This is a genomic window from Candidatus Polarisedimenticolia bacterium, assembly GCA_035764505.1.
Taxonomy (GTDB): Bacteria; Acidobacteriota; Polarisedimenticolia; order Gp22-AA2; family AA152; genus AA152.
In genome coordinates this window covers 1-2389 of the sequence record DASTZC010000172.1, presented here as the reverse complement: position 1 = coordinate 2389, position 2389 = coordinate 1, and the positions used below count along the sequence as shown (strand labels likewise).

The window sequence follows — 2389 nt, the reverse complement described above, 5'->3', positions numbered from 1 at the left end:
CAGGGCGCGGTTGAAGTAGCCGGCCGCGCGGGCCCGCAGCGCCTGCACGTCGTCGGGGCGGAGCGCGAGGATCCTGTCGGAGAGCTCGAGGAGCTTCGCGGGGTCGGTGCCCGCCCGGCCCAGCTGAACCACCATATCCTGCACCGTGGCGTCGGTCAGCCGCCGATGCTGCTCCAGGTTCCGGTAGAGGAGCCATCCTCCCAGGGGAAGCAGGACGAGCAGCACCGCCGCAAGGACCGCGTGCATCGGCTTGCGCCGGACGAGCCGGGCGAGACGATAGGTACGGCTGGGGGGACGCGCCAGGACCGGCTCCCGGTCGAGATGGCGCCGCAGGTCCTCCGCCAATGCGGCGGCCGACGCATAGCGCCGCGCCGGCTCCTTCTCCATCGCCTTCATCGTGATCCAGTCGAGATCGCCCCGCAGGTCTCGCGCGACAGCGGCCGGCTGCGGCTTCCGGCCCTCCGGCTCGTTCCGGCTCGAGCTCCCCTCGAGGACGCGCGAGCTGGGCTTCGGCGGATCCGATTCCCGGATGACCCGCTGCAGCTCGCCATAGCCGCGGGCCGCCAGGGACTCCATGTCGAAGGGGAGTAGACCCGTGAGGAGCTGGTAGAGCGACACTCCGAGCGCGTAGACATCCGTCCTCGGGGTCGGAGCGACGTCGGCTCCCGGGGAGATCTGCTCCGGGCTCATGTAGGCGGGGGTGCCCAGGATCTGGCCGAGGCGCGTGGAGAGGGTCTTGTCGGTGAGCTTCAGCTCCGGCGCTTTGGCGAGGCCGAAATCGATCAGCTTGGGAGCCGGCCGGCCGTCCACTTCTCCGATGAGGATGTTGGACGGTTTCACGTCGCGATGGAGGATGCCGCGCCGGTGCGCATGATGCAGCGCCTCGCACACCGGGATGAAAAGCTCCAGACGCGCCCGCGTGCCCAGCGCCCGGCGCTCGCAATACTCGAGGAGCGGGAGTCCCTCGACGTATTCCATGACGAAGTAGGGCCAGCCCCCCTCCGACATTCCCGCTTCGAAGATCCGGGCGATGTTGGGATGATCGAGCATCGCCAGGGCCTGGCGCTCCGCTTCGAAGCGGGCCAGGAGATCGCGTGAGTCCATTTCCGGCTGGATCAGCTTGAGCGCGACATGGCGTCGGACCGGCTTCTCCTGCTCCGCCAGATAGACGATCCCCATGCCTCCCTTGCCCAGAACTCTCACGATGCGATAGGCGCCGATGCGCTCCGGATGAGCCTCGACGAGGCTTCTTCGGACCGGACCCGCCGTGGCCATCTCCGTGGGGGAGAGAGCCTGGGTGCCCGGCACAGGTGCTTCTCCGCGAGATGCGGGCGGTCCTTTGGCCGTCTGGTCGCGTGGATCTGGATCGCCCGGAAGATTGTCTTTCAGGCTCGTCATTCTCGATGTTCCCGGAGAGGGCAGGGACTTCAGTCTTCAGCCGGGGAGCTTGCAATGGGGATCAGCTTACCCCAGGTGCCAGGGGCTGCGCACCACGACCTGGGTCGACCGGAGGAATCGGAAGGCAATCCGTGAAAGCGGCCGGGTCGCGGCACTCCCCTGGGCGAGGACGAACCAAGACGCCCGTGGCAGCACGGGCCAACCAGGAAAGGAAAATGCCATGGACCCCCGGAACCGAATCGTCGTCATCCTGCGCTCCAGCCGGAACCTTCTCGCAGCCGTTGTGCTCCTGGCGGTACCGATCCTGTCGGCCGCTCCTGCCCAGGCGCTCAGCTGGACCAATGTGTGGTGCGCCGCCGGCGCCGAGTGCCCGAAGGTCGGCGTTCCGACCGGGCCGTGCACCTGCGGCTTCTGGAAGGACTCCCCCGCGAGCGAGACGGCGAACAGCGAGACAGTCTTCGTTTTCGTGAAATCGACCGCCGCCAACCCCGCGACCGATGAGACGGCCATGTGGAAAGCGACGTTCCCGGCCGCCGACTACTCGGCCTACGACCGGTTCCGGGTCCGCGCCGGGGTCAACGACTACGGAGGGCTTGAGGTGATCCTCTACAAGAACACCGGGGGGGCTGCTTTCAACAACTGCGAGGACAACAAGCTGATGTTCCCTGACATCCTGGCCATCGCATCCTGGGCCTCCGGCGGAGCATTCGTCGATGACAGCGTCCTGTCGCGGCAGGACATCAACCCCATCGTGATCGCCTCCGGCGACTCCCTCGGGGTCTGCATCCGCATCACCGACAATCCGGACACCGCGGCGCCGGCGTCCCAGCGCAGCTCGGCCCAGGCCTGTGCGGCCGGCACACCGGGCAGGCGCGTGCCCGCCGCGACCGGCTCGTCCGCGACGGGGCAGGGCGTCCCGGTGCAGGTGAGGAACGCATCGCGATAGCGCGCGTCGACGTACGTATAGGCGACTCGGAGCCGCCAGTGCTCC

Annotated in this window: 2 protein-coding genes; one reads left to right on the top strand and one right to left on the bottom strand. The window is 68.1% G+C overall.

Annotation, left to right across the window (positions count from 1 at the left end):
• On the bottom strand, positions 1-1308 hold a 1308-nt coding region (locus tag VFW45_11345), incomplete at its 3' end, for a serine/threonine-protein kinase (GenBank protein ID HEU5181379.1).
• Positions 1309-1618: 310 nt separating this feature from the next.
• On the opposite strand from VFW45_11345, the gene VFW45_11340 reads away from it, so the two are divergent.
• Positions 1619-2344, top strand: a complete 726-nt coding sequence (locus VFW45_11340; protein ID HEU5181378.1) for a hypothetical protein — start codon at positions 1619-1621, stop codon at positions 2342-2344.
• The last annotated feature ends 45 nt before the right edge of the window (positions 2345-2389 follow it).

Excerpts from the sequence above, each read along its gene's own strand:
- VFW45_11340 (HEU5181378.1), top strand. The coding sequence starts at position 1,619 with ATGGACCCCCGGAACCGAATCGTCGTCATCCTGCGCTCCAGCCGGAAC.